Annotated in this window: 18 protein-coding genes, 1 riboswitch and 1 other annotated feature; of the genes, 6 read left to right on the top strand and 12 right to left on the bottom strand. The window is 50.1% G+C overall.

All coding sequences use genetic code 11. From position 1 onward, the window contains the following. Positions 1 to 31 precede the first annotated feature (31 nt). The 9 genes from JJQ88_RS08780 to JJQ88_RS08740 form a co-directional block, all read right to left on the bottom strand. Entirely contained in the window at positions 32 to 781 is a 750-nt protein-coding gene (locus JJQ88_RS08780) for a TatD family hydrolase (protein WP_210365374.1), read from the bottom strand. Then, positions 774 to 1,517 carry an ABC transporter ATP-binding protein gene (locus tag JJQ88_RS08775; protein WP_210365372.1) on the bottom strand — a complete coding sequence of 248 codons (744 nt, stop codon included), beginning with the start codon at positions 1,515 to 1,517 and terminating at the stop codon, positions 774 to 776. The genes JJQ88_RS08780 and JJQ88_RS08775 overlap by 8 nt, the downstream gene beginning before the upstream one ends. Continuing rightward, complete coding sequence (locus JJQ88_RS08770) at positions 1,514 to 2,272, bottom strand: ABC transporter permease (protein ID WP_210365371.1); 759 nt, start codon at positions 2,270 to 2,272, stop codon at positions 1,514 to 1,516. Before JJQ88_RS08770 ends, JJQ88_RS08775 begins: the two co-directional genes overlap by 4 nt. Further along, a complete protein-coding gene (locus JJQ88_RS08765; protein ID WP_210365369.1) occupies positions 2,269 to 2,562 on the bottom strand; it encodes a thiamine-binding protein in 294 nt (97 codons plus the stop codon). The genes JJQ88_RS08770 and JJQ88_RS08765 overlap by 4 nt, the downstream gene beginning before the upstream one ends. 14 nt (positions 2,563 to 2,576) lie before the next feature. Then, positions 2,577 to 3,575, bottom strand: a complete 999-nt coding sequence (locus JJQ88_RS08760) for an ABC transporter substrate-binding protein (protein ID WP_210365366.1) — start codon at positions 3,573 to 3,575, stop codon at positions 2,577 to 2,579. Between the two features lie 95 nt (positions 3,576 to 3,670). Beyond that, positions 3,671 to 3,780, bottom strand: a riboswitch (TPP riboswitch). A 117-nt stretch (positions 3,781 to 3,897) separates the two neighbouring features. After that, on the bottom strand, positions 3,898 to 5,019 hold the full coding sequence (locus JJQ88_RS08755; protein WP_210365364.1) for a Ger(x)C family spore germination protein: 1,122 nt from the start codon (positions 5,017 to 5,019) through the stop codon (positions 3,898 to 3,900). Then, positions 5,016 to 6,125: a GerAB/ArcD/ProY family transporter gene (locus JJQ88_RS08750; RefSeq protein ID WP_210365362.1), complete on the bottom strand. Its 1,110-nt coding sequence runs from the start codon at positions 6,123 to 6,125 to the stop codon at positions 5,016 to 5,018. Before JJQ88_RS08750 ends, JJQ88_RS08755 begins: the two co-directional genes overlap by 4 nt. Before the next feature lie 18 nt (positions 6,126 to 6,143). Continuing rightward, the gene (locus JJQ88_RS08745) at positions 6,144 to 7,646 is read right to left on the bottom strand and encodes a spore germination protein (RefSeq protein ID WP_210365360.1); all 1,503 of its coding nucleotides are present in this window, start codon (positions 7,644 to 7,646) and stop codon (positions 6,144 to 6,146) included. Positions 7,647 to 7,750: 104 nt separating this feature from the next. After that, entirely contained in the window at positions 7,751 to 9,088 is a 1,338-nt protein-coding gene (locus tag JJQ88_RS08740; RefSeq protein ID WP_210365427.1) for a sodium-dependent transporter, read from the bottom strand. A gap of 84 nt (positions 9,089 to 9,172) precedes the next feature. Further along, positions 9,173 to 9,396: a binding site (T-box leader), on the bottom strand. A 129-nt stretch (positions 9,397 to 9,525) separates the two neighbouring features. Here JJQ88_RS08740 and JJQ88_RS08735 point away from each other — a divergent pair. The 6 genes from JJQ88_RS08735 to JJQ88_RS08710 all read left to right on the top strand — a co-directional run bounded on the left by JJQ88_RS08735 (position 9,526) and on the right by JJQ88_RS08710 (position 16,065). After that, positions 9,526 to 10,764, top strand: coding sequence for an MFS transporter (locus tag JJQ88_RS08735; protein ID WP_210365359.1), 1,239 nt, complete (start codon positions 9,526 to 9,528; stop codon positions 10,762 to 10,764). 62 nt (positions 10,765 to 10,826) lie between these two features. Then, positions 10,827 to 11,999, top strand: a complete 1,173-nt coding sequence (iadA, locus tag JJQ88_RS08730) for a beta-aspartyl-peptidase (protein ID WP_210365358.1) — start codon at positions 10,827 to 10,829, stop codon at positions 11,997 to 11,999. Positions 12,000 to 12,412: 413 nt separating this feature from the next. After that, complete coding sequence (locus JJQ88_RS08725; protein ID WP_210365357.1) at positions 12,413 to 12,862, top strand: Lrp/AsnC family transcriptional regulator; 450 nt, start codon at positions 12,413 to 12,415, stop codon at positions 12,860 to 12,862. A 455-nt stretch (positions 12,863 to 13,317) separates the two neighbouring features. Further along, positions 13,318 to 14,931, top strand: coding sequence for a gamma-glutamyltransferase (gene ggt, locus JJQ88_RS08720; protein WP_210365356.1), 1,614 nt, complete (start codon positions 13,318 to 13,320; stop codon positions 14,929 to 14,931). A gap of 25 nt (positions 14,932 to 14,956) precedes the next feature. After that, the gene (locus JJQ88_RS08715) at positions 14,957 to 15,535 is read left to right on the top strand and encodes a chromate transporter (RefSeq protein WP_210365355.1); all 579 of its coding nucleotides are present in this window, start codon (positions 14,957 to 14,959) and stop codon (positions 15,533 to 15,535) included. After that, the gene (locus JJQ88_RS08710; protein WP_210365354.1) at positions 15,535 to 16,065 is read left to right on the top strand and encodes a chromate transporter; all 531 of its coding nucleotides are present in this window, start codon (positions 15,535 to 15,537) and stop codon (positions 16,063 to 16,065) included. Before JJQ88_RS08715 ends, JJQ88_RS08710 begins: the two co-directional genes overlap by 1 nt. A gap of 646 nt (positions 16,066 to 16,711) precedes the next feature. Here the strand turns inward: JJQ88_RS08710 and chrA are convergent. The 3 genes from chrA to JJQ88_RS08695 are packed head-to-tail and all read right to left on the bottom strand — an operon-like array spanning position 16,712 to position 19,321. Next, positions 16,712 to 17,896: a chromate efflux transporter gene (chrA, locus tag JJQ88_RS08705; RefSeq protein ID WP_210365353.1), complete on the bottom strand. Its 1,185-nt coding sequence runs from the start codon at positions 17,894 to 17,896 to the stop codon at positions 16,712 to 16,714. Beyond that, the gene (locus JJQ88_RS08700) at positions 17,893 to 18,702 is read right to left on the bottom strand and encodes an ABC transporter permease (protein ID WP_210365352.1); all 810 of its coding nucleotides are present in this window, start codon (positions 18,700 to 18,702) and stop codon (positions 17,893 to 17,895) included. The genes chrA and JJQ88_RS08700 overlap by 4 nt, the downstream gene beginning before the upstream one ends. Beyond that, complete coding sequence (locus JJQ88_RS08695; RefSeq protein WP_210365351.1) at positions 18,695 to 19,321, bottom strand: ABC transporter ATP-binding protein; 627 nt, start codon at positions 19,319 to 19,321, stop codon at positions 18,695 to 18,697. The genes JJQ88_RS08700 and JJQ88_RS08695 overlap by 8 nt, the downstream gene beginning before the upstream one ends. Positions 19,322 to 19,329: the final 8 nt, after the last annotated feature.

The raw sequence follows: 19,329 nt of genomic DNA, 5'->3' as shown, positions 1-19,329 counted from the left end.
CTTGGCCCAAGCAATCCAGCCTGAATGGCCATCATAGCTGATAAAAATCTTTCGTATTCTTAAACAGCGCCTCATAAACACGGTCAACTGGCCAATTTTTAATGGCCGCGATTCTTCTGACTGTATGCTGCATCATGGCAGGCATGGTCAGCTGCCCCTCAAAAGGCCCTTCAAATGGCCATGGCCCATCTGTTTCAACCATCATTTGTTCTAGGGGATACGTCTGGATCAGTTCCTGTATTTCTTGTTCATAGAGGGCATCCGGTGTCACGGAAACAAAATAACCGTTTGAAAGGAGCCTTTCGACCTTTCCTTTGTACCAATGGAAGTGGGCTTTCTTGATCGAATGCTTTTCCAGCAGCTCACAGGCGATTTCAGCGTCTTCATAAATGGCGTGCAAGACGATTGGTTTTTCCCATTTCTTCGCCAGCCTGATGAATTCCTCGAGCAGCTCGGCATAGGGTTCGATCGGCTGCTCCTTTCTTGTATAATAGGGCAGGCCGACTTCTCCTATCGCGATCATCCGGTCTTTGTGTCCCTCCATCCAGTTGAACAGAACGGCAAGCTGATGGTCACCCGGCAGCGGCTGTTCAGGATGGAAGCCAAACGCAGGCTTTACAGACGGGTACTCTTTTGAAAGATGCAGATTGCGCTGCGCTGAATCCAGGTCGAAGGACACACTGATCATCGCTTCGAGAAAAGGCGATTCAAGAAGAATCCTCTTGATTTCTTCATCACTGTACCGGTCAAGATGAATATGGGAATCAATTAATTTATCCATTTGCTTCACTCTTTAATGCGGCATGGATTTCCCGTTTGCAGGCCAAAAACTGTTCGTCCAGCAGGAGTCCTTCTTCCCGCGGCCGGGAAAAAGGGACGGTGAATTCATGGATTACCTTCGCTGGCTTGTTACTTAGTGTCAGGATCCGGTCGGACAGGTAGATGGCTTCCTCGATATTGTGGGTGACGAACAGGATGGTCTGTTTGTGTTCGCTCCAGATATCAAGCAGCCATTTCTGCATGTCAAAGCGCGTCAGTTCATCAAGGGCGGAGAAGGGTTCATCAAGCAGGATGACAGGCTGCGGGCTTAACAGTGCCCTGATGAAAGCAGCCCTTTGTTTCATTCCTCCGGACAGCTGGCGGGGATAAGCGTTCTCATAGTCCGCAAGGCCCGCTTTCCGGAGCATTTCACGCGCCGCGGCCGGGTCCGCCGTCCCCTTTAGCTCCTGTCCAAGCATCACATTCTGGAGGACTGTTCTCCATGGGAGCAGGGAAGGGGTTTGCGGCATATAACTGACGGATCCCCTGCGGCCGTTGATGACTTCCTCATTTAGCCGGATCGTTCCTTCGTTAGGCAGCAGCAGCCCGCCAATCAGGTTAAAAATCGTGCTCTTTCCGCTTCCGGATGGGCCAAGGATCGAGACAAATTCGCCTTCATCAATCTTTAAATTCAATTCTTTCAAAACCTGTATCGATTCGAAATTCTTTGATAATTGTTCGATTGATAGCTGGCTCAATTCTTCTCACCTTCCCATCTCACCATCAGCCGCTCTGCCAATAAAATCAATCCAAAAAACAACAGGCTCAGCGCCATGATCGCAAAAATCGCGACGAATACCCGGTCAGTCCTGAACGAGGACGATGAGAGGGTCATGTAGACGCCAATTCCCGATTTTGCGCCAAGCCATTCAGAAATGACCGCACCCATCACGCTGTACGTAGCCGATATTTTCAACCCTGAGAAAATCGAGGGGAGCGAGTATGGAAGCTCCAGTTTCCGGAACAATTGGCTTTTCGTCGCACCGGCCATCAGCATATAATGCTTCATCTCCCGCGGTGTCTGCCTGAATCCGTCCAAAGCGGCAATCGTGACCGGGAAAAAGCAAACAAGCGTAATCACAATCAGCTTCGGCAGGATGCCGAAACCGAACCATACGACCAATAGCGGGGCAAGGACGATGATCGGGACATTTTGCGACAGAATCAAAAGCGGATAAACGGATTCCCTTAACAGGGGAATAAGGTGGAGCAGTACCGCGGCTATGAGCCCGATGCCTGCGCCGATTGCGAAGCCCAATAATGACAGGGCGACAGTAGATTGAAGGTGAGGCTGGAATCCGGGCCATCCCGAAAGAGCTTCCTGGAGTATAGCTGATGGCGGCGGCAGCAGCCAGGCTGGCACCTCCGCGATGTTGACAGCCAGCTCCCACAGGATGAAGAGAAGGAGGAGAACCGCCGCCGGTCTCCACCCCTTCATGACAGCAGGTTTCATGGACGGTATTTCTCCGTCAGGTCTCCCATTTCGATCCCGTCAGGCTGGTAAAGGATTTTCACCTGGGAAATCACGTTGCGGCTGCCCATTTGGATCATCCGCTCATTCATATCAGCGATGATTTTCAATAAGTGTTCAAGTTCGCCCTCCATCGTCGTTTCGAGTGGATGGACTTCGTATTTCACCCCGGATTCCTCGATGACGCGGATGGCTTCATCCACATAAGGGATTACGTCTTCGCCATTCTTCGTTTTCGGGATGATTTGTATGCTTATAAGTGCGTTCGCCATGTCAGCTACCCTCCTTATTCCGGCAGGAATTCATTTGTGAAAGCTTTGCCGGCATCCAATTTTTTATCCAACAGTCCGTTGGCATGCATCCACTCTGCGTAGTTTTCCCATACTTCAAGCTTCTGCTCGCCCCATTTGCCAGCATCGTCCTGATAGCGAGGCGATAGCCATTCCTGGCTCTTTTTGACCAGCTCGGCATCAAGATCCGGAACGCTTTCGAGCAAAATATCTGCTGCTTCGCCCGGGTTTTCAATCGCGGATGTGTATCCTTTCGAAACTGCTTTAACAAATGCTTTGACTGTGTCAGGATCCTTTTCGATCATCTTTTCGCTTGTCGCCACTACTGGCGTATAATAGTCGAGTTTTTCCGAGTAGTCGGTCAGGTAAACCATGTTGATCTTTTCGCCGCGAAGCTCTGCCTCAACGCCTGTCCATCCATAATAAATCCAGGCAAAATCGATATCCCGCTTCACTGCCGTGAAAAAGTCAGCGTCCCCCATATTGACGAAGGAGACTTTCCCGACATCCGCTTTCTCGGTCTTCATCAGCGAATCAATGACGGATTTTTCAACAGGCGCTCCCCAGCCGCCATATGTTTTGCCCTCGAAGTCCTTCGGGGATTTGATGTTTTTTCCGACAGGGGAAGCGAAGCCGGATGTGTTATGTTGGATGACAGCGGCAATCGAAACGAGCGGGACTCCCTGGACTCTAGCCTCTGTAATGCTTTCCTGGTAGCTGATCCCAAAATCCGCCTTGCCGGAAGCAGTCAGCTGATCGGCTCCTGCTTCGCCTGGCATGATGATTTCAACATCCAGGCCTTCCTCCTTGAAATATCCTTTCTTCTTGGCAACGTATAGACCTGTATGGTTCGTGTTCGGTGTCCAGTCGAGGACGACGGACACTTTCTTCAATTTTTCCTTGTCGGCACCGCTTTTCGGTGCTGTTTCCTTGCCGCTGTTTCCACAGCCAGAAAGCAGCAGGATGGCACAAATCGCCGCAATCCATTTCTTCATGTTTTTGTCCTCCTAATGTATGTCGTTGGAAGGTGATCCGCAAATACAAAAAACGTCCTGGCGATCATACCAGGACGCATATAAGCAAACATAACGGATGTTCAAGATATGTTCCCTACGCTGGTATGATCCAGATCAGGTTCAAAGGGTCAACATCTTATGGATGAAGTCTCAACCGGCAACACCAGTTCCCCCACACTTTGCTGCTATTCAATTAAGACTGGAAGTCTGATCATCACTTTCCAATCTTATTATATCAAAATAGCGGAAATAGGCTAGCGGAAAATTCGGCTAGCCAGACTTCTCCCCCAAGCAGGGACCTTCACTCTACTACCCCAGTTCTCATGATCCTGAAATCGATTTTGACGTTTACTTTGCTGTCCTTGTACATCCTGTGCCACTTGGATGGCGTCAGTTTCGACTTTCTGACGGATTTCCGGTAATTTTCACCGAATGCGAAAGGATCGGTGTTTTTCGATTGCGTGTAGGCGATCAGGCTTTCAACCTCTTTTTTCATTCGCTTCGAGATCGCCTTTTCGAGCTTTTTGATGTTTTCCGGGACCTTCAAGTCAAAGGTCTGGTTGATTTCCAGCAGCCTTGAGTCTAGATGGATTGTCAGATCAAATTCCGGAGTTTTCTTATCAATAAGCGTGATCCTGCTTTTGCTTGTTATTGTATCAAGCACAACGGTCACTTTGTCCGTCCTGCCATTATCCTCGTTCACATCAAGTCCCTCTTTGCTGATGGTCAATTCAAGATTCCCAGCCTCGTAACGGTCATTGATCAATTTTAAATAAAAGGCCTGGTAAGGATGGATTTTTGCGACCATCTTGTCCCTTTTCATCAGGGCCAATCCTGTGATCTTCACGTTGCCATCGACAAGCTTCATTGTCGGGAGGACGGGGTCTACCCCAATCGCATAATAATCATGCATCGTTTCCTGCAGGGTAGAGGAGGGAATCAATTCTCCTTTAATGTTCTGGTCCAGCTCTTTGTAGATATATTGGCCGATGTCGGAGAATTGGTCATTCCTATGCTTCATCAATTCATACACATTTCCTTCGACCACCGCGAGATAGGTCAAATCACTGATGGAGGGGTCACGGGCCAATGTGTCAGCAAGGTTAATCAATCCCTCCCTGGCAATTTCCTCGCTGTACAGTGCGACTCGCAGCTGGCCGGACTGCAATCTTTTCGGGCTTTCTAAATCGGACTTCAGCCTGGCTCCTTTGCTGGATGCTGCCTTGGAGCTAAGAAGAGCGGTGCTTTCGGGGGCTTCGGGATCGATTTGCAGCAGCAGCTGCGTGCTTTGGATATGGTCATCTTCCACCAGATCATAGCCGAGTGTCGTGATCATCCCGATCTTTTCCATTGTCTTCGGTTCAGTGCAGGCAGCGAGAAAAAGAATGGGAATGACAGAGACAATCACGAATCGCCTTTTCATCCATTTCCCCTCCTTTTGATAAACTTATTCTTCATCGAGGCTGCCATCCATAGCAGGATCGGATACAAAAAGATAATATAGAATCCGGCTTTTGCAAAATAATCATTCACCAGATTGATTTCGAGCCGTGTCATCGGAATCTGGAGAACCAGTAACAACCCCAAAAGGAACCCGATGCTGACTTTCCTGTCGGCTCTGTTCCAGATTCGGGTGATTCCTCTTGATGCTGCCCAAAGGAAAAGGATCAGGTTTGGCAGGATCAAGATGATCCAATAGGTGATCGCGACATATTCAAACCGCTCAATGAATGGCATCCGCACAATCTTGAACAGGGAAAGGGTGCCCCATACAGTCCTTTCGAGCTGGCCGCCGCTGAAGTAGGCAAGTGAGACAAGCATGATAGTAAGGTACAGCAGATTGGAGAAAAGGAGACCTGACTGCATATATAAGCCTGCTTTCTCTTTTTCTTTGATAAAAGGATAGACAAAGTAAATGATTTCAAAGCCGATGATTGTGAAGGTCATCTTTTTCGCGCCTTTCAAAATCTGCTTGATATCGGATTCAAAGATAGGAAAAAGATAATCCCAATTGGTAAATTGCATTGGAAAGCCCATCAGAAGGATAATCCACAGGGAAAGAATCACACTTAAAAAACAGATTCCAATGATGGGACGGAGCCCACCGGACACTCCGTAAGCAACGAGTAGAATAAGGGTCAGGGACATGAACCAGGTTGGAAGGTCGGGGAACACCCATGCCTGGATGACCTCCATGTAATTCCTGATCATGATAAAGAATGCGAAGAGCCAATAGACGACAAATGCAAGGTTCAACGCATTTCCAAGCCATTTCCCAAAGACATCATATTGGATGCCATATAGGTCCGCAGAAGGATAGAGCGCCAGCGTTTTTACCATCACCCAGCCGATGGCATGCGCAGCAGCTCCGCTGATGAGAACTGAAATCCAGGCGTCATGCCTTGCTTCAATGAAAACGATCCTCTGGAATCCCTGGATGCCGACACCGAGTTGCATGGAATGGATGATGAAAAAAAGCAGCAGCGCGTTGAACATGGATTGAGGCTTCGGCTCGATTAGTACCTTCATATTGAAAACACCACATTTTTATTCATTTTGGTCTGGATCACGAGGGTATCTGACCATATCCTTCGGTCTCGACTGGTAAGGGCGCGTGTTAGTAAAAGGAAGCGGCATCCTGATGATGCTGTCAAGCCAGTAGCTGAACCGCGGAGGATAAAAAGGTGCCAAGTAAGGGCTCCCTAAGCTTGATTGCCTGACAAGATGGATCACGATGAACGCGAAACCGAGCGAAAGTCCGTAAAAACCCCAGAAACCGGCCAGGAAAATGAGCGGGAAGCGAAGGATACGGATGACATTGCCCATCATATAGCTTGGGGTTGTGAAGGAAGCCAGGGCACTCAATGCAATGATGATGATCAGGATGTTGCTCGTGAACCCGGCTTGGACGGCTGCCGTTCCGACAACGATACCACCTACGATACCCATCGTCTGGCCGACCTTCGTAGGCAGCCTTGCCCCTGCTTCCCTGAGCAGTTCGATCGTGAATTCCAGCAGGAGTGCTTCAAAGATTGGCGGAAACGGCACCTTGGACCTTGACTCACTCAATGGGACAAGCAGCGGCTGAGGGATGATTTCATAATGGAAAGTCAGTGACGCAACATAGATAGCTGTGAAGAAAATGGAAATCTGCATCGCGAACAATCTTAGGAGTCTCAGGAAAGTAGCGATATGCCATCTTACGTTCTGGTCCTCCATGCTTTTGAAAAATTCGACGAAATTCACAGGGCAAATGATTGCCTGGGAACTCCCTTCCGTCAAAATGGCGAGTTTCCCTTCGAGCAGCAAGGAGCAGGTCCTGTCTGGCCGCTCAGTTAAGACCATCTGCGGAAAAATCGATAGCGTGTTATCTTCAATCAATTGGAGAAGGATCGAACTGTCCAGGATCCCGTCAATCTGGATGTCATTGATCCTTTGCCGGACGGTCGCAATCATTCCATCGTCAGCAATTCCTTCAAGAAACAACAGGGAAACTTTTGAGCGGGTACGGACGCCAAGTTGGAATGTTTCAACCTTCAGTGCTGGATTGACTAAATATCTTCTTATAAGGGAGAGATTTGTATTCAGGCTTTCAATGAATGCCAACTGTGGCCCTAACACCTGTGATTCGTTTTCAGGCTTGTTCAAGGAACGATCGACCGTTGTTTTTATATTGGCAGAAAGGACGGAAGGGATCCCATCGAAGTGGATGATCGCACTGCCCTCTAGCAGGGCATCGATTGTTTTATCCAGCGAGTCCAATTTATTTTTGCTGCCGCTGTCAATTTGTTCGAGTGCCTGGTCAAGCGAACGGACAGGTTCGCATAGGGCTCCAATGATGTTCTCGTTCAGCATTGTTGTTTCAATCAAGGTTTCAATATAGAGCAAGGAAAGCTCGGGAGAAAGTTCCTTTATGATGAAATCAGCACTATTGGAGAAGCGGCCCTTCATTTCCGCCAGGAATGCATCCTTAGCGGCTGGAATGTCTGCCTGATTTTGCGCAGACTGGTCCGTATTGTCCTTTGGCTGGTCTTTTCTTTTAAAAAACATCACAATTCCCCTCACAGTCATACTGTTATTACCGTGTGCCAATTCAGGGATAATTATGCAGAAGATGAAAAAGAAGCTGTCCCGCATCAGGACAGCTTCGTGCTTTAAATGACCCCCAATGAATCGAGGAATACAACGACAATGACGATTGGGATGATAAACCGCATGGCATTGTACCAAAGGCTGAACAGCCAGGTCCCGCTTTTGGAGTGCTGCAGCAATTCCTGGCGGAGGACTTCCTTCTTGATTTTCAGCGGGACGAAAATCGAAATCAGCAATACGCCGAGCGGCATAAGGATGTTGCTGACAAGGAAATCGGCAGCATCAAAAATGATTTTTCCAAATACCGTCAGCTCAGACAGCGGGCCAAAGGACAGCGCTGAAGGAATCCCGAGCAGGAAAATCAGGCCGCCGGCCAGCCAGGAGAAAGCAGCCCTTTTTCGCTGATCGCCTTTAGCGAGTGTGGCAACGACAATTTCCAGCATCGAGAAGGCTGATGTCAAGGTTGCGAATAAAAACAAGGCCAGGAAGAGTAGCAGGAACAGTTCGCCAAAGACGAGTTTTTCAAAAACCGCTGGCAGCACGATGAAAAGCAAGCCAGGCCCTTCTGCTGGCTCCAGGCCAAGCGAGAAGACGGCCGGGAAGATTGCAAGCCCGGCAAGCAGGGCGATGAACAGGTTCATTGTGACAACCAAAACGGCCGGCTGGACAATGCTCGATTTCTTCGGCAGGTAAGAACTGTATGTGACCATCACCGACACGCCGACACTTAATGAGAAAAACGATTGGCCCATTGCGAACAGGATGCTTTCGGATGTGATGCCTGAAAAATCGGGGGCAAGGAAGAACTTGACGCCCTCCACGGCATTTTCAAGGGTCAGCGAACGGATGATCAGGACCACAAACAGCAGGAATAAGGCTGGCATCAGGAATTTGCTTGCTTTCTCAATGCCCTGCTGTACCCCTCTGGCGACAACGATGACCGTTACGACCAAGAAGGCTGCCTGGGCAGCGAGAACATTCCAGGGGCTGCTGATTGTCTTTCCGAAAAGCGCCTCATAATCAGCGCCATTCCCGATGATCCCGCCAGCCAGTCCCTTCACGAAATAAAGGCTGATCCAGCCGCCGACTACACTGTAAAAGCTTAGCAGCACAAAGCAGGTGATGACCCCGATGACGCCGATCCAGTGCCATTTTGTATTTGGCGCAATCGCTGAGTAGGCTCTGATCGCTTCCTTTCCGGTGCTGCGGCCAATGACGAACTCGGCCAGCAGGAGCGGAAGGCCGATGAACAGCGAAAACAGGACGAACAGCAGGAAGAATGCCCCGCCGCCGCTGACTCCTGTCACATACGGCAGCTTCCAGATCGCTCCGATGCCAATCGCGGAACCGGCTGCTGCTAAAATGAAGCCCACCTTCGAAGACCATTGTTCTTTTTCCATTTGATTCTCCCCTTTGTCTCTATGTATCAGCTGATCGATTTCAAGAAGGCAAAAGAAAAAGCCGCGCCCGCTATCCATCGACTGGATAGGGACGTGGCTGAACACGCGGTACCACCCTATTTGGAAGCAACGATGCTTCCCGCTTAAGTTTAAAGATAACGGTATGAACCGTTCTTTCCGGATCGAATGCTCCAAAAAGAAAAAGCTCCAAGAACGAAATTCACCAAATCTTTGTATCATTTTCCACCAACCACTGATTCTCTGCCAACAGGGAGACCGGCTTACTAAACTCTCTTCAACGCTTCAAGCTATTAAAAGATATTTCTCGAAATTATAGTATGGTAACCCCTCCATGTCAAGACGCCAAACAAGATGATTTAAAAATCAAAGGAAAAGCAATACTATAAGAGGTATATAGTGCGAGGAGAGGGGCAGCTATGAGTACTCCCAAAATCGGGATAAGGGAAAACCTGTCCCAATTCATTTTGCTTGTCGTTATAAATCTATTCGTAGGTTCAATGGTCGGGATTGAGAGGACCGTCCTGCCGCTTTTGGGGGAGGAGCAGTTCGGGCTCGCTTCCGCCAGCGCGGCGCTGTCTTTCATCATCAGTTTTGGTTTTTCAAAGGCAATTGTCAATTACTTTGCAGGATACATTGCTGACAGCCTTGGGCGCAAGCGAGTCTTGATGCTTGGCTGGTCAGTAGGCTTGATTGTCCCCGTCTTGATCATGCTGGCGCATGCATGGTGGGTCGTCCTTGTTGCCAATATCTTGCTGGGAATCAACCAGGGCCTTGCCTGGTCGATGACGGTCAATATGAAAATCGATCTTTCAAGGTCGGACCAGCGGGGTACCGCTGTTGGCTTGAACGAGTTCGCTGGTTATTCGGGTGTCGCAGTGATGGCTGCTGTTTCTGGATATATAGCCTCTGCGTATTCATTAAGCCCGGAGCCTTTTTACCTTGGGATGGCCATTGCCGTCACCGGGTTCCTGTTGTCCATCATCGTCAGGGACACGGGAGAACATTTGGAGCTGCATATGAAAACGGGAGGAAAGAACAATGGAGAACCGCCGTTATCGGCAAAGGAGGTTTTCGCCAGGACGAGCTGGACGGATAAAAACCTGTCAAGCATCAGTTTTGCTGGACTTTCGACGAACCTGAAGGACGGGATGGCGTGGGGGCTGTTTCCAATCTTTTTTTCTACAGCAGGCATGGATGTCGGGCAAATTGGCACCATCGTGGCGGTCTACCCAGCTGCGTGGGGAATATTCCAGCTTGTCACCGGTACGCTGAGTGACAGGATTGGCAGGAAAAAGCTGATTACAGCCGGGATGTGGACACAGGCTGGGGCGCTTTGGTTTATCTTACTAACAAGCAGTTTTGGATTCTGGGTATTCGGCGCAGCCCTGCTTGGCTTGGGCACCGCCATGGTCTACCCAACATTACAGGCAGCCATCAGTGATGTGGCAGCACCCTCATGGCGAGCATCGTCGATGGGTGTCTACCGTTTCTGGAGGGACAGCGGATATGCGTTCGGCGCCCTTTTCGCAGGAATCCTGGCCGATCTGCTTGGAGTGGGATGGGCGATCGGGCTCGTGGCCGTCTTGCCTTTCGTTTCCGGGCTCAATGCCTTGATCCGCATGGAGGAGACATATGTCAGCAAAGGGGATTCATGAGCATGGGATTTGGTTTATAATTCATATAGGAAAAGAATGAATCCTGGATGGGGGAAATCACATTGCTCACACTGATAAAAAATGGAGATGTTTACGCACCAGATCATCTCGGAAAAAAAGATCTATTGCTTGTTGATGGGAAAATCGGATTCATTGAGGATGAGATTAATTTGCCGGAGCGCTTTGTTTACATCAGGGTGGTCGATGCGGAAGGGAAAATGGTCGTTCCCGGGTTCATTGATGCGCATGTCCACATCATTGGCGGCGGCGGGGAAGGGGGATTCAAGACACGGACACCGGAAATCCAGCTGGCACAGGCGACGGCTGCAGGGATCACCACCTTTGTCGGCGTCATCGGCACTGACGGGACTACAAGAAAAATGGCAAGCCTTGTCGCGAAAGCCCGGGCGCTCGAGGAAGAAGGCATCAGCTGTTATGTCCAGACAGGCTCCTACCAGGTGCCGGTAAAGACGCTCACTGGAAAAATTGAAGATGACATTATCCTGATCGATAACATCATCGGTGTCGGCGAAATCGCGATCGCTGACCATCGCTCTTCGCAGCCGACGCCAGAGGAATTGGCGAAGATCGCGTCTGCTGCCCGGATTGGCGGAATGCTTGCAGGAAAAAGCGGGATCGTCAATATCCATGTGGGCGACAGCAGGGACCATCTGAAGGTGATCGAACAAGTTGTTGAAACAACAGACATCCCAATCCGCCAATTCTATCCGACACACATCAACCGGAACCCGCATCTGTTCGAAGCAGGAATCGAGTATGCGAAAAAGGGAGGGTGGGTTGACTTCACCACGAGTACGATCCCGAAATTCCTCGAAGAAGGCGAAGTGAAATGCAGCGCAGGCCTTCGCAGGATGCTGGAAGCTGGCGTCAGTATCCGCCAGATTACCTTTACTTCTGATGGGCAGGCAAGCCTTCCCGATTTTGACGCAGCTGGCGAGCTGATCGGTTTGCGGATTGGCAGTGTTTCTTCTCTGTATGAAGCGGTAAAAGCAGCTGTGCAGGAGGAGGACATCCCGCTCGAGACCGCCATCCGGGTGATAACGGAAAACCCCGCCGCAATCCTCAAGCTTCGCACCAAGGGCCGGATTGAAGTCGGTCGTGATGCGGATTTGGTGCTGCTTGACAGGAGCTTTCGAATTGATACGGTGATTGCCCTTGGAAAGGTGATGGTCGAGAATGGGGAAGCGATTGTAAAGGGAACTTTCGAAGAATAGGCTGCCGCCCTGCCCGGAACCGCGCATATCCCGTTCTGCCCCGGGATCGGAACATGTTTTTCACATCCTGGACCTGGGTTGGAACCTGGCTATTCACCTCTTGGTCTTGGCCTGGAACCTGGCCTTTCATATCCTGCCCCTGGCTCGGAACATGGCTTTTTAAATCCTGGTTTCGGCTTGGAACCTAGCCTTTCACATCCTAGTCGCGGCTCGGAACCTGGCATACCCCGTTCTGTTCCATGGCGCGGGCAAGGGGAAGTTATCTCCATTTTTTCAATGGAAATTGTTTACCTACTTGCCATTTGAAAAGGATATAATGGTAGAGTGGAATATTCAGAAAATGAATTGAAGCTAAAGCTAAAGCATGTCTGCTCGCCGTGCTTTGTTATTCATCAGATTGTGTGGTGATTGGAATGAAAATAGATGATACAGACAGAAAAATCCTGGAGATTCTAACGGAGAATGGCAGGGCTTCTTATGCGGATATCGGAAAAGAACTGAATCTTTCCCGGGTCGCCGTCCGTGAGCGTGTCAATCGGATGGAGGAGTCGGGGGTCATTGAGAAGTTCAGTGTGGTAATCAATTCGGAAGCGGTCGGGAAAGAGGTTTCGGCTTTTTTCGAGGTAGACTGTGAACCTGCGTACCTCGTTTCTGTTGCCGAAAACCTCGCCAATAATCCCAATGTCGCAAGCTGTTATCAGATGACAGGCCCTAGCACCCTGCATATGCATGTCCTTGTCGAAAATTTTGCCTCCCTTGAAAAGTTCATCAACAACGAATTATATGCAGTAGAAGGAATCACCCGGGTGGAGAGCCAAATCATGCTCCGCCGTTTCAAAAGCCGAACAGGCATGAAATTATGAATCAAGTATAAGCTCGTGGCGGATGGTTTCCTCCATGGGCTTTTTGTGTGGGAAACGCAGCTACATATAGACAATTTTCAGAATATGTCGTAAAATAGTGAAAAATTAATTTTGGTTACGATTGTTAATGATAATTTAATATTTTATTAACAAACGGAATATAATGATTTAAATTCCTAGGTTTTTCGGCTGGGTTTTTCAAGGAAGGAGGAGAGTGGTGGGCATAGGAGCGGGCAAGATCGACGCGTAAGCCGTTGAGGGCATCACAAAACTGAAACTACTGGTGTCACAGGGGAAGCCTCCTGCAGGCTGCGCCTTCCATCTCTGCTGCCCACTTGCTGGCGATCTTTGCAGGGAGAAGTGGCTAGATTGGAGAAAGATAGATGAAGGGCATTTCATTACCTGCCACGTTAAATAGAGTGTAAGAATACTAGGATGGAGAGAAGGAGAGTACGATGATGCTATACGATGCTTTGCATTACCCTTATTCCTCCCAGCGTATGGCTGCGGTTGCGCGGAAAGGAATGGTCGCTACATCCCAGCCGCTTGCCTCACAGGCAGGGCTGGATATGTTGAAAAAAGGAGGGAATGCCATTGATGCCGCTATTGCCACCGCTGCCTGCCTGACAGTCGTTGAACCGACGTCGAACGGGATTGGCGGCGATGCGTTCGCGATTGTCTGGACACAGGGAGAACTTCACGGCCTCAATGCAAGCGGCCCAGCTCCAAGCAGCCTGACGATTGAAGCGGTCAAAGGGCTGGGACATGAGTCGATGCCGAGATTCGGCCTTGTTCCTGTGACCGTCCCTGGTGCGCCAAGTGCCTGGGCGGCTTTGTCGGAAAGGTTTGGCAAGCTGCCGCTAAGTGATGTGCTTGAACCCGCGATTCAATACGCAGAAAATGGTTTTCCCGTTTCCCCTGTCCTCGGAAAGTACTGGAAACAGGCTGCTGAGGTATTCAAGCAGCATTTGAATGGGGAAGAATATGCTGGATGGTTTGAAACATTCACAACAGATGGCAGGGCGCCTAAAGTTGGGGAAATGTGGCGTTCGCCGGGACATGCAGAAACCTTGAAAGAGATTGCTGAAACAAACGCTGAATCCTTTTACAGAGGAAAGCTTGCTGAAAAAATCGATGAGTTTTCCAGGAAGCATGGTGGCTTTATCCGCAAGGAAGACCTTGCCGCCTATCAGCCTGAATGGGTGACGCCGATCAGTGTGAATTACCGCAGCTATGATGTCTGGGAAATCCCGCCGAACGGCCAGGGAATGGTCGCACTTATGGCGCTTAACACGCTGAAAGGCTTTGATTTTACCGAAAAAGAATCGATAGGGACATACCACAGGCAGATTGAGGCAATGAAGCTTGCTTTTGCCGACGGGAAAAAATACATCACTCAGAGAGAGAAAATGAATGTAAAGGTTGACCAGCTCCTAAGCGAGGCATATGCCAGGGAACGCCGGAGCTTGATTGGCGAAATGGCGCTGACTCCCGAACCAGGAACACCACCGAACGGCGGAACTGTGTATCTTGCCGCTGCCGATGAAGATGGAAATATGGTTTCGTTCATCCAGTCGAACTATATGGGTTTTGGGTCGGGGATTGTCATTCCCGGTACGGGGATTGCTCTGCAAAACCGGGGGCATGATTTCTCGCTTGACCCTGGCCATGAAAACAGGTTGGAGCCGGGCAAGAAAACGTACCATACCATCATCCCTGGATTCTTGACAAAGAACGGGCAGCCGGTAGGGCCATTCGGTGTGATGGGAGGCTACATGCAGCCTCAAGGACATGTCCAGGTCATCATGAATACGATTGATTTTCACTTGAACCCGCAGTCAGCTCTTGATGCACCGAGGTGGCAATGGATGGAAGGAAAGACAGTCGAGGTGGAGCGGAGTGTGCCGGCCCATATTGCAGAGGCACTTGCACAAAAAGGGCATAACATCAAGGTAGCAAATGATTCCGGCGGATTTGGCCGCGGCCAGATCATTTGGCGCGACCCGGAAACGGGTGTGCTGACAGGAGGCACCGAATCAAGGACAGACGGCTGTATTGCCGCCTGGTAACCGCTTAAAAAGGATTTGATTTTACATGAAACAACGGAATCTATTCCTGGCATTTTTCCGGGTTGGGATGCTTGGCTATGGAGGAGGGCCATCTTCGATCCCTCTTGTCCACAACGAGGTAGTCGGAAAATACAAATGGATGGATGATGAGGAATTCGGGGATGTCCTCGCCCTTGCCAACACCTTGCCCGGGCCGATCGCCACGAAAATGGCCGGATACATCGGCTACCGTGTCGCCGGGTTTCCAGGCCTTGTGAATGCGTTGCTTGCCTCGATCATTCCGACCATCATCCTGATGATCTTGCTGCTCACATCCCTATCAGCTTATAAGGACCTGCCCTGGGTGTCGGGGATGACGAAAGCAGTCGTACCGGTCGTCGGTGTCATGCTCGCAGTCCTTACATGGCAATTTTTCCAGAATGGCCAAAAGGGGATGGGCTGGAAAGGGAATTTGGCCATTGCGGCATTCAGCTTCCTGGCGATGGAATGGATTGGCGTCCATCCAGGCATCGTCATTGCCCTGCTGCTTAGCTGGGCAATCTTCGGTCCTGATAAAAAAGAAGAACGGCAAAAAGCTGTTGCATCTGAGAGGAAGACAGTGTGATGATACAATGGAAAATCTTCTTGGCCTTTTTCATCCCAGGGATTCTGGGATATGGGGGCGGTCCGTCTTCGATCCCGCTGATCGAAAATGAAGTGGTTGACCGGTATGGATGGATGACTGTTGGTGAATTCAGCGAAGTGCTTGCGCTCGGCAATTCGCTTCCAGGACCGATCGCCACGAAAATGGCCGGATACATCGGCTATCAACAGGGCGGGATCCTCGGCGCGTTTGTCGGAGTTTTCGCGACCGTCGCTCCATCACTTATCTTGATGATCACTTTGCTCGGGCTGCTATACAAGTTCAAGGATTCTCCTAAAGTGAAGAAAATGACCTTGTTTGTGAAGCCGGCGATCGCCGTCATGCTTGGTGTGATGGCATACAGCTTTTTCTCCGATGCGTATTTGGATATCGGGGGCTGGCAAACCTTGTTATTGATTGTGGCAGGATATGTTTTAATGGAAAAAATACAAATCCATCCTGCGTTCGTGATCATGATGGCGCTCGGTTATGGAGCGATATTTTTAAGCTGAGCATATGGTCCGGCAGGAGTTCCTGCCGGCTTGTTTTTGGGGGGAGGGAATGAGAGTGAGGGCTGGGAAAAAACGAAGGCAATTTCCAGTTTAAGGGATTTTGACAAACTGTCGCGGGATTTTCGCGGAAAAGCGGGGGTAAATTGCGGGATTTTGACAAGGATTCACGGAATGGTGAACCATTACGAAAAATTTCAGGGAATTTTTTAAGTCCTTAAAGTGTAGCCTGTTTCATTTGGCTATATTGGGAGCCCTTTTGGCACTCATGACGCCTGATGCTTCCTTTGAGCACCCATTTGGGAGGAAACCAATTGGGATTGTACTGATTTTGCTAGAGTAAGCCTCTTTGGGTACAAAGTGAACTGGATGGTGCCCGTGTTGGTTTTCTGAGAAAGCTTTGGGGACGATCTTGCATGGATCGTGCCCATTTTGGTTTTTCTGAGCATGCCTTTGGACACGATCGGCTCGGTATCGTTCGCGTTTCGTCTACCCGCGCCCCCATTGGTCACGAACATGCCCGCCTCGTTCCCCGTCCACTTTTCCGCGCCCCCATATGGTCACGAATAGCGCACGATTTGCTTCAGGTCTACCAATCTAAAAACTTGTAAAACCGGGCGCCTGGATGCCCGGTTTTAGCATTCCTTATTCAAAATAACATAGATGAAGCCGTTCCGCCGACTGCTCCTGCCACAACGATTACCCAAGGCGGAAGCTTCCAATGGACAAGCATGCTGAACAGGATCGCGGCAAAAACGAAATCCACGGACGCTAGAATCGAGCTTGTCCAAATCGGATGATAGAAAGCGGCGATCAGGATGCCGACGACTGCTGCATTCACGCCCATCAAGGCACCGTTCACCTTGCTGTTGCGGCGGAGGACATCCCAGAAGGGCAGCGTCCCGAAAATGAGCAGGAATGCCGGCAGGAAAATCGCAGCGGTTGCCAGCAGCCCGCCCTGCCACCCGTTGATGATCGCTCCTAAATAAGCTGCGAAGGTGAACAGCGGACCCGGGACGGCCTGGGCAGCGCCGTAGCCTGCAAGAAAGGCTTCCTCGCTCAGCCATCCGGTCGGCACGAATTCCCGTTCAAGCAGCGGCAGGACGACATGGCCGCCTCCGAATACAAGGGACCCGGATCGGTAAAAGCTGTCGAACACTGCGATCCATTCAAGGGATGTTGCTTCCCGCAAAACTGGCAGCAGGAGCAGCAGGCCAAAGAACAATCCTAGCGACACGTAACCTGCGCGCCGTGTAATCGGGAAAGGCATTCTGGAATCATTTTTTGCAGCATGGTGTTTGAATAAGAAGTAGCCAATGATAGCAGATGCGATAATGACACCAATTTGTGTAAAGGCGGTCTGCCAGAGAAGCGTCCCTGCTAGCGCGAGCAAGGCGATGGTCTTCCTTGGGAGGTCAGGTGCCAGTTTTTGCGCCATCCCAAGGATTGCATGGGCAACGACTGCGACGGCGACGATTTTCAAGCCATGGATCCAGCCGGCATCCCCGACATCGAATCCCTGAAGGATCAGCGCGAAGGCAATCAGGGCGGCAACGGACGGCAGTGTGAAACCGAGGAATGCCATCAGTCCGCCGAGCAGTCCGCCACGCATCAGCCCGATGCCGATCCCAACCTGGCTGCTGGCTGGCCCGGGGAGGAACTGGCACAATGCCACGAGGTCTGCGTAGCTTTTTTCGTCCATCCATTTCCGGCGGCGGACATATTCCTCATGAAAATACCCTAAATGGGCGACCGGACCGCCAAAAGAAGTCAGTCCCAGACGGGTCGATACCAGAAAAATCTCCATAAGAGATCGAAAGCGATTATGGTTCATTTTTTCATCTCCTTCGTGTTGTTTTTTTGAATGATAAGCTGATTGCGATCGTTGAAAAATGATCTATAGGCGAGCTGCAAATAAAGGATGACCGTCAGTGAAACGCTCCCGGCAACACCAAGCATCACCGCTATCTGGTACTCGACTGCAACGAGCGGGGAGGTGCCGGATAGGATCTGGCCAGTCATCATCCCAGGCAAAAAGACAATCCCCATGCCGACCATCGAATTGATCGTAGGCAGCATCGCTGAGTCAAATGCCTGGTTGACGACCTTTTTGGCGGCTGCTTTTGGCGAAGCCCCAAGCATGAGCGCGCCTTCAATCCGAGCCTTGTTCGCCTGGAAGCCCTCGATAAGATTGCTGACACCAAGGGAAATCCCTGTCATCGAATTGCCGATGATCATCCCGGCAATCGGGATGAAATAGCGTGGCTCATACCATGGTTCCACGCCGATCACGACAAAAATGAAATAGAAAAGGCTGATCATGATGCCAACGACCATCGCATAGGCAATGTACTTTTTCATCTCGAATGCGAGCGCATACTTTGTCCGTTTATAGATGTTATAGATCGCAAACGCCTGCATGAGAGCGATGATCAGCAAAGTGAAAAGCGGATGCGGATTTTCGAATAAGTAAACCAATAGGTACCCAGCCAGGATCAGTTGGAGCGACATCCTTGCTGTTGCAAGGATGATTTCTTTTTCCCGCGGGATTCCCCGCAATCTCACAATCACGATCAAGAGCACGATAAAAATATAGGCGGAAGCGAGCTGCCAAAAGGAAAGATCCATCGCCTTATCCATGAACGACACCTCCCTTGATTTCAATCTCATTTTCTGCGGCTAGCTCCGCGATCTCTTTCGAGTGAGTGACCATGATGACCGTCTTCGCTTGCTTCCTGGCGTACGCGCAAAAGCTGGACATGACGGATTCTGCTGTTTCTTCATCTAGAGCGGATGTAGGCTCATCCAAAAGGTAAACCTCAGGATCGAGAAGGACAGCCCTCGCTAAAGCGAGTCGCTGCTTTTCACCCCCGGAAAGATGTTCTGCCTCCTCATTGAGAGGCTTATCGAGCTCAAACAGCTTTAAGGCCTTTTCCATTTCCGCCACGGAAGGCAGTTCCTTTTCGGCAAAAATAAGGCCGATTTCCAGATTGTCTTTGACTGTCCCGTCAAAAATGACGGGGGCTTGCGGGACCATCACAACATTCCTTCTTAATGAGAGCGGCTCAAGGTTGAGGATGGATTCTTTTTTATATAAAATCGTCCCGGCGTCTGCGGGATCCAGATTATTCAGCAGCCGGAGAAAGGTCGATTTTCCGCTGCCGCTCGGCCCGGTGATCACGGTTATTTTCCCAGCCGGTATAGTCAGCTGCGGAATATTCAGTATCCCATCTACTTTGACATCCAGTAATTCAAACATTTCAAATG

It is taken from the genome of Bacillus sp. REN3 (assembly GCF_017912555.1).
Lineage (GTDB): Bacteria > Bacillota > Bacilli > Bacillales > Cytobacillaceae > Mesobacillus.
This window is presented reverse-complemented; position numbering and strand designations above follow the sequence as displayed.